The 8,146-nt window shown below is 43.3% G+C and carries 8 protein-coding genes; all 8 read right to left on the reverse strand.

Features of this window, described 5'->3' with window-relative positions; genetic code table 11:
- Positions 1–465: 465 nt before the first annotated feature.
- Positions 466–1,611, reverse strand: a complete 1,146-nt coding sequence (gene glgD / locus HMPREF0373_RS02350) for a glucose-1-phosphate adenylyltransferase subunit GlgD (protein WP_021737966.1) — start codon at positions 1,609–1,611, stop codon at positions 466–468.
- Positions 1,605–2,813, reverse strand: coding sequence for a glucose-1-phosphate adenylyltransferase (locus HMPREF0373_RS02355; protein WP_021737967.1), 1,209 nt, complete (start codon positions 2,811–2,813; stop codon positions 1,605–1,607). The genes glgD and HMPREF0373_RS02355 overlap by 7 nt, the downstream gene beginning before the upstream one ends.
- 220 nt (positions 2,814–3,033) lie before the next feature.
- On the reverse strand, positions 3,034–3,432 hold the full coding sequence (locus tag HMPREF0373_RS02360) for a transposase (RefSeq protein ID WP_021737968.1): 399 nt from the start codon (positions 3,430–3,432) through the stop codon (positions 3,034–3,036).
- Between the two features lie 346 nt (positions 3,433–3,778).
- Positions 3,779–5,467, reverse strand: coding sequence for an FAD-dependent oxidoreductase (locus HMPREF0373_RS02365; protein WP_021737969.1), 1,689 nt, complete (start codon positions 5,465–5,467; stop codon positions 3,779–3,781).
- A gap of 18 nt (positions 5,468–5,485) precedes the next feature.
- Positions 5,486–5,749 (reverse strand): 4Fe-4S dicluster domain-containing protein, encoded by a 264-nt coding sequence (locus HMPREF0373_RS02370; RefSeq protein ID WP_021737970.1) that lies wholly within the window; start codon positions 5,747–5,749, stop codon positions 5,486–5,488.
- Positions 5,750–5,754: 5 nt separating this feature from the next.
- Entirely contained in the window at positions 5,755–6,579 is an 825-nt protein-coding gene (locus tag HMPREF0373_RS02375; protein WP_021737971.1) for a DAPG hydrolase family protein, read from the reverse strand.
- An 11-nt stretch (positions 6,580–6,590) separates the two neighbouring features.
- Positions 6,591–7,556 carry a nitronate monooxygenase gene (locus HMPREF0373_RS02380; protein WP_044962594.1) on the reverse strand — a complete coding sequence of 322 codons (966 nt, stop codon included), beginning with the start codon at positions 7,554–7,556 and terminating at the stop codon, positions 6,591–6,593.
- Positions 7,557–7,831: 275 nt separating this feature from the next.
- Positions 7,832–8,146, reverse strand: a 315-nt coding sequence (locus HMPREF0373_RS02385) for a tyrosine-type recombinase/integrase (RefSeq protein ID WP_021737973.1), incomplete at its 5' end; no start/stop codon positions are given.

Here is an 8,146-nt window from a genome sequence, read left to right on the forward strand (position 1 = left end):
ATATTTTATACAATCTATTTACTAGTAAACCCCACAACCAAAAGAAAGTCAATATTTTTTCATTTCTCACTAAGAACAAAGCGGACAAGTCCGCTTCAAACTCCCTGAATCCCTCAATCTTTGAGGGACTTGTTACGCTTTGCGCGCCAGATGCAGTCTGCTTTAGCAGACATATTCCACATGCATCTGGTCGCATCCTCGCGGAGCGTTTTTTGTTTGAGAGGAAATTCATTGCAATTTCCTCTCAAACAAGAAAGTGTGATATGTCGTTTTTTATACATATCACACCATTCTTTCATCCATTTTTACATTTTCATGTCCAAATCCATTGGCTTACACTTTTAAATTTTTCTAACAAAAGCTTCTGATACAGGTATAGCGTGCAGTGCTTCTGAGAAGAATATGTCAGCTTTCGCTGACCAGATTCACGCATCAAGTCTCACATGCGTTCGACTTGAAAATAGCTTATACAACCTGATGTTTTGCAATATAGATTGGGAAAGAATCCGCTCCCTTCAGTTCCTTTCCGGATGTGATCACCGCATTTTTATCCGTAATGATAAACTCTGCCTTCACACCAGACTCTACAACCGTATCCTGCATCAGTACACAGTTTTTCACAACCGCTCCTTTTCCGATTTTCACCCCGCGGAAAAGAATACAATTTTCTACAGTACCCTCAATGACACAACCGTCTGCTGCCATGGTATTTTTTACAGCAGCACCGTTGATGTATCGTGTCGGGTTGTCATCGCGCAGTTTTGTATAGATCGGTCCGCCTGCAAACAGACCTTCCAGGTTCTCATCTTCCAATAATTTCATATTTTCCTGGAAATAGCTCTTCATATCGCAGATACGAGAACAATAACCTATGTACTTATGACCGTAAATTTTTATCTTATCCACTTCTTTTGCCAGAATATCTCGCTCAAGATAAATATTTCCACGAATAAACGCATCGTCGATCAGATTGATCAGATACTCACGGTTGAAGCAATAAATGTTCATACCGAGATTATGTACACCTTTTTCCTTTGTATTGATGTGCCATTTGCTCACACGGCCGCTCTCATCAAAATCAAATGTATAATACATGCCCCGCTTTGCATTCTCAGCCTTCAGGGAACCTTCCGGAATCTCCTCTACTGTATACGCAACTGTTACATCCGCATCGTTTGCCTCATGAGTGGCAACCAGTTTTCTAAAATCAAAATTTACGGCAACATTTGTATCTGCCATAATAACATATTTTTCTTTCTGTTTTCTCAGATAATCCAGTGTATGATCCAACGCCTCGATACGTCCACCGTACAGATTCATTCCTTTCTCCGCATACGGCGGCCAGATGGTCAGTCCACCGTTCTTACGAACCAGATCCCACTCACGACCGGAACCAAGGTGATCCATCAGAGAATGATATTTTTCACGCACCAGTACGGATACGCTATTGATGCCGCTGTTTACCATACTGGAGAGCACAAAGTCGATCAGACGGTAACGGCTTGCAAAAGGAATGGATCCCATCAGCCGCTCATTAACCAGTTCCGGGACAAGAGAATCATAGTAATTCGGGAAAATAATTCCCAGTGCATTTATATTTGACTTTACCATTCTTCCTCACCATCCTTTACATTTTCTCGAACCATAGCATTAGAACCCACTGTTGCTCCGTCACCTACATAGACTCCCGGTCCAATGGTGGCAACTCCTTTGTCCTCGCCTTCTTTTTCCACACCGATTTTTGCATTTTCACCAATCACGGCATTTTCACCAATAATACAATGTTCTACCACAGCACCCGGTTTGATCACGGTACCCCCCATGACAACTGCGTCTTTGACAACAGCTCCCGGTGCTACTTTGACACCGGCAAACAGAACAGAATGTTCTACCTCACCGTCAATCCGGCATCCATCTGTGATCATGGAGTTTTTAATCACTGCATCACTGCCAATCTTGTGACCGGTCATACCACTGTTGCGACTGTAAATCTTCCAGTCTTCATCGAAAAGATCAATACCGCTGTTCTTCGGATCGAGAACCTCCATATTTGCTTCCCAAAGGGATGAAATAGTTCCAACATCTTTCCAGTAACCACTGAAATGATATGCATACATATCCCTGCCGTCACGCAGCAGATTCGGGATAATATTATTACCGAAATCATTCTCGGATTCCGGATCTTCCTCATCTTCTATCAGATACTTACGCAGGACATCCCAGTTAAAGATGTAGATACCCATAGATGCCAGGTTTGATTTCGGATTTGCCGGCTTTTCCTGAAACTCTGTGATCTTGTCATTCTCATCTGCTACCATCAAGCCAAAACGAGAAGCTTCCGCCCACGGTACTTCCATAACAGCCACGCTGAATTCAGCACCTTTCTGCTTATGGAACTCCAGAAAATCACTGTAATCCTGTTTGCAGATCTGGTCACCGGATAAAATGATGACATATTTCGGATTGTATCGTTCAATAAATGCAATATTCTGGTAAATTGCATTCGCCGTACCTTTGTACCAGTCGGAACCAGATGCTTTCTGATATGGCGGAAGTACATGTACACCTCCATGCAGACGGTCAAGATCCCATGGTTGTCCATTTCCGATGTATTCATTCAGGACTAATGGCTGGTACTGTGTCAAAATCCCAACCGTATCAATACCGGAATTTATACAATTGGATAACGGAAAATCTATGATACGGTATTTCCCTCCAAATGGAACTGCAGGTTTTGCCAGCTTCTGTGTCAATGCATACAACCGTGAACCCTGTCCACCGGCAAGCAGCATAGCAATAATTTCTTTTTCCACTTCATGTCCCCCTTGAAATTAGTATTTCTTCCCATAACATCCAGGATAGATGTCCGGGTAATGATCATATTATACAACATTTTTACCAGTTTTTAAAGTCTATCTTGTATTTTTCTCAACATTTTTTACAATTACTTTTAAATATTTTTACATTCTTTCATGATTTTATACAAAATAGAAACAATTTTCTTGTGTTTTATTCCTATTGTAAAAATAGGCTTTACACACAATTCTGTTTGTTGTGATATTTATAAAGATTGTGTCCGATAGAAACGAGAAATACTTCAAGCAATACAGATTTTATTCCTCTTCGGACAATTCTTTTGTACCACCGGTCGTTTTTCATGATACCAAAAGTACCTTCTGCCTGAATGGATCTGTTCATCCTTAGAAGCGCTCCCTGGATACTTTCGAGATTTTCTATCACTTCCTGATGCATCGCTGTAAGTTCGCGCTTGATCCGAACAGTACGGTTTTTGTCTGTCTTTTTACATTGTTCTGCGTATGGACAGCCGGAGCAGTCTTCACACTGATACACTTCTTCCTGACGCCCATACTTGTTCCCTTTTACGTTTTTTCGATACTGAAGATAAAAGTTTTTCCCGTTTGGGCAACGCATGACTCCGTCTTCCTGTATAATGTTGAGGAATATTTTTCAGATATTTCTCCAGTTCGATTTCTCCCATAAATCTGTCAAAAGTCAGCACTGGATCACAGATGTCCAAATAATCTTGAATTAGCATTGGCAAAACTGCCTGTTTTGGGTTAGAATAGATTATGTTATTAATTTTTTTCACAAGTTAATTATAACAGAAAGAAAGACCTTGAGTTCATTATAAACTCTTGGTCTTTCTTTTTTTGGGGACTATTCTTTTTTCACAGCCCCTTTTTTACTTTTCTGATCTCTAACTTTATCCCTATCCTAATATCCTTATTAACCCAGTGAAAATTTAAACACCGGTAAGTTAAAATCTCGGCGGTTGCACCTGATATGTCTCAATCGGCACATCCTCTGTGGAAAACTCCATTTCTCCGTCTTTGTTCTCACACACAATCCATTTCAGCCAGTTCTCATTATCCATCTGTGGATAATCCTCACGCAGGAACCATCCTCTGGACTCTTTTCGCATGGATGCGCCCTTAAACTGCATTTCTGCGGAGAGAACCATGGCCTCCGCCTCATGGCAGGCAAGCAGATCATGGAAGTCTTCTGCCTTTAACTGTGCAACCAGCGGTTTGATGTTTGCCAGTTTCCGTAAACATACATCCAGACGATGCTGGCTCATGTATACACTGTTTTCTACCGGGCAGACAAGCTGCTGGATCTTATCAATCACTGCTTTTGCTTTTACGCCATCTTCACGGAATAACGGTGCAAATGCATCCTCTTTCAGCTGCTCTACCTGAGCATCATCTACCGGCAACTGAGTGTTTGCTGCCGCATAAGCTGCTGCCTGCTGACCACTGACCACACCTGCAAATACTGCATTCAGGATTCCTGAACCACGATTACGTCCCGGAGGTGCCGGAACTGCGCCAGGTGCACAGGAACCATCGTAACAGACATCTCCTGCTGCGTACATGCCCGGAATGGTAGTTGCCATCTGCTCATCTACTTTAACCGGAGACTGCTCGCCGACAAATCCTGGTTCTACTTCCCATTTCTCATCACCTTCGAATCCATCTACGGAAGAACCTTTTTCAAAATCGATTTTCCAAAATGGCAGACCATACGGACGATCCCAGATGTAAAACATCATCGTATCATTTTTGGTTGTCTCGCTCTCCATCGGATGCAGGTAAACCGGGCCTCTGCCGGAAGCCATGGTATTGTACCACTCAGCAACGGCACTGGAACTGATATCTGCTTCTGGGAAACGGCGGAAGTTCTTTGTAATATTTTCACCATAAGCATCGTACATAACGTTCTCGCCAAATACACACTCACGGTTGCTGTGTACGCGGTAAAGCTGTGCAAAGTTTCCGAACTCCGGATTACGCATCTGTGCACCGGCACGGTAAGCTGCCGCAATACCATCGCCACGTCCGTTACTCCACATCGGAGCGACACGGTAGTTCTGGCTTCCGGTACAGAGAATAACAGATTTTCCTTCAAATACATAGAAAGTTCCGTCAATAATACTGTATCCAACTGCACCTGCAATTTTTCCATCTCTGATCAGTAAATCAGAGATTGTTGTTTTATCGATAAATTTTACGCCCAGTTTTGTGGCAGTTGCTCTCATTTTTAACGTAAGATCCAGATCCACACCGACCATGTAAGTCATCGGGCCTGTCGGAATACGTTTTTTCGGGATATTGACCCCCCAGGATTCCATCTTATCCAGCAGTTCATTGTTCATTGCCACATATTTTTTCAGCAGGTTCTGGTTTGCCAGATAGCCACCGACTGCGTTTGCATGATATTCGTTGAACATCTCCGGTGTTGTTTTTTCCAGATCAAAATACTGTAATACGCCACCGCCTTTATTTGCTTTTCCGGAATAACCGGAGGTCTGTTTTTCCACAACCAGAACACTGATATCCGGATTTTCTTCTTTTACACTGATAGCTGCTGTCAGACCGGCAATTCCACCGCCGATGATCAGCACGTCAGCAGACATTTTTTCCTGTTTGATTTCCTGTTTCTGCATAATGTCCTCCTTCCTGCCCTATGCTTCACTCTGCTTTTTTGCGTAACAGTCAAAGGTCTGACGGAAACTCTGGCTTCCATAATCAGGAATTACTTTGATTGCACCTTTGGCACATTTTACTTCACAATAGTTACAGTGTTCGCAGTCTTCCACATACTTGAAAATCGGACGCCTCTTTTCGGCATCCCAGCGGATGACGTCTACAAAACAGGCTTTATAACAGATCTGACATCCCACACATTTGCTCTCATCAAATTCAATCTTATGGTTTGTATAAATCATCGCTTCTACCTCCAGTTATCTTTCTCTTCCGCATACAGAGACGGAAGGATTGCTGCCAGATTTGTGAACTCTTTCACGTTATGTAAGGCCAGCGACATAGCCGCCATATCCGGGTAACGCATACCGTCCGGAAGCACTTTCACATCTCTTCCGTTTACATAATTCCACCCCATCCAGAACCGGGAACGAAGCTCGATTCCACCTTCGATCTCACGTACAAAGTGTGTCATAAATGTCGGTGGAACTGCAAATGGCGGCTGTCCTTTTCCATAACCTTTTCCACAGACTAACGCTGCACAGGCATCGGTTCCGATCAACTCTGCCTTAAATCCGCAGTCTCCCGGATATTTGAAGTTGATCACGATCTGATCCGGACCCATTCCGGTGTCTTCGGTAATCTCATGTGTGGTATCCCACAGTTTTTCCTGGTAAGTCAGATCCGGATCCAGCGCGCGGACACGGTTCTGTGTCTCTGCTTTGTAATGGTCTTCCGGATTCCAGATTTTGTAGCGCAGATTGTCCAGTCCATGCCATGCAAAGAACCAGTCAAACATCTCCGGTGTTACACCTGGCATTTTTGTCAGATTTGCCAGATATCCGGTTCCGTCCGGTAAAATACACCAGCCGGCTTCCGCTTCCAGATATCCCGGCTCAAACAAACGGTTTCTGTCCTTAAACTGTAATACCTGATCTGGACGCAGCGGTCCGTTCAGCATTTTTGCGTATGCTTCCGGAGACGGCTGTGCCATTTCCTGCTCAAAATATTTATAGTAACTTTTCTGTTTTTCCTCGTCCGTTACCGGAACACGTTTTTTTGCCATCTGTTCCATAGGAAACCTCCTTAAAAAGTAAACTCAGCCATATGGCTTAAAATCTCTTTTGCTCCTGCAATCGCATCATCAATAATCTGTAATGCAGGTTTTTCCTCTTTTACAAGTGGTACGATCTGACCTGCCATAACAGCTCCGTCTACCATATCGCCTTCTGCCATTGCTTTTCTCAGAGAACTCTCCGCCACCGGGCGAAGCAATTCTGCCGCTTTTTCTTTTGTATTGTTATCCTCAATAGCGATCATCTCGTCTGCCAGTTTATTTTTGATCTGACGACAAGGCTCATCGGTACAATATCCAGTGATAACCGTAGACATATCTCCGGCTGCCAGTACTTCTTTCTTTACATTCGGATGAACGGTTGTCTCTGCTGCTGCCATAAATGCAGTTCCCATTTCAAATCCTTCTGCTCCCATGGCAACACCTGCTGCCACACCACGTCCGTCAGCGATACCGCCACTGGCAATAACCGGGATATCAAGCAGGTCTACTGCCTGTGGAACCAGTACTGTGGTTGCCTCAAAGGTAACATGTCCGCCGCCTTCCCAGCCTTTTACGATCATGACATCTGCGCCTGCATCCGCAGCAATTTTTGCATCATCAATGAAAGATGCTTTTACCACGATCTTGCATCCAACGCTGTGCCAGATATCAAAATATTTTTTGCAAAGCTCCGGATCCAGACCTGCGATCGTATCCGCATACATGACTGGTGGTTTCTCATCCAACACAATTTTTGTCACATGTTCCAAATTTGGTGGAATCATGATAACGTTCATTCCAAACGGTTTATCAGTCAGTTTTCTTGTCTCCGCAATCTGCTCACGGATAAACGATTCCGGCGCAAATCCTACGCCAAGCACACCAAGTCCTCCCGCATTGGAAACTGCTGCAACCAGCGGTGCAGTTGAAATCCATGCCATCGGTCCCTGAATGACCGGCTTCTCAATATTCAAGATTTCACATACTCTGTTCATACCAGCTTCTCCTTCCATTCCTGTCTTGTTGAGAAAATTATATAAATAAACAGCAGGACTTTCATTTCCGTTCTATCCAAATTTGGTATGTTTTTATATTAAAAACTTACTAAATTTCTGATTATCTTTTCATAAGTTAGTAAATGACGATATATCCCGTATTTTAGGGCTTTATCGGTATTTTCTTTTCGGAAGATACCTTGCATAAGCTGGCATTTACCAGCATGAAAATGCAAGCAAAAGTAGTAAATGAGTAGTAAATATAAGCTCCGATATTAACAAGCCAGCCTTTCCAGTTCTGCTTTTGCAGATTGAAATGTACCGTGTGCATAATAGCCAAGTGTCATGGTTATGTTGGCGTGTCCCATGAGATATTGCAGGGTGTTTGGGTTCATTCCTCTGTTTGCCATATTCGTACAATAAGTATGTCGGAATGAATGTGGTGTGATGTTCGGTAACTTGTCCGTGTGATATTTGTTATACTTCTTAATCAGCCCTCGCACCATACCCTCATAGTTTCCTGCAACCTTAGGCAAGCCCTCACGGTTTAAGAATAGAAAATTGCTGTAACCACCTACAATCAGCGGTTG

Origin of the sequence: Eubacterium ramulus ATCC 29099 (genome assembly GCF_000469345.1) — a bacterium.
GTDB classification, from domain to species: Bacteria; Bacillota; Clostridia; order Lachnospirales; family Lachnospiraceae; genus Eubacterium_I; species Eubacterium_I ramulus.